The following is a 237-nucleotide window of genomic DNA, read 5'->3' on the forward strand; positions in this document are numbered from 1 at the left end:
TTGCTGAAAATCGAAGGCAAATGCCCGATCGACGGGCACAAACTGGCTACCGCCGTTGCCGCCAAACAGTGAGGCTTGTGCGCTTAGCGGCAGTAACCACAGGCCGCAAAGCAGGAAAATCAGTTTAACGATGCGTTGATCCATGACAGGTAGTCTTTATCTCCAGTCATCACCGGCAGCACCAACAACTCGGGCGTTTGATACGGGTGATGTTGTTTCAGGTGGCTGAGCAGGGCG

The 237-nt window shown here is 54.0% G+C and carries 1 protein-coding gene; it reads right to left on the minus strand.

The annotated features are described in order from the left end of the window. Positions 1 to 119: 119 nt before the first annotated feature. A partial coding sequence (gene cutA, locus EOC06_RS45555; RefSeq protein WP_128310212.1) for a divalent cation tolerance protein CutA occupies positions 120 to 237 on the minus strand: 118 nt, incomplete at its 5' end.

This window comes from Mesorhizobium sp. M7A.F.Ca.MR.362.00.0.0, from assembly GCF_004023175.1.
GTDB lineage: Bacteria > Pseudomonadota > Alphaproteobacteria > Rhizobiales > Rhizobiaceae > Mesorhizobium.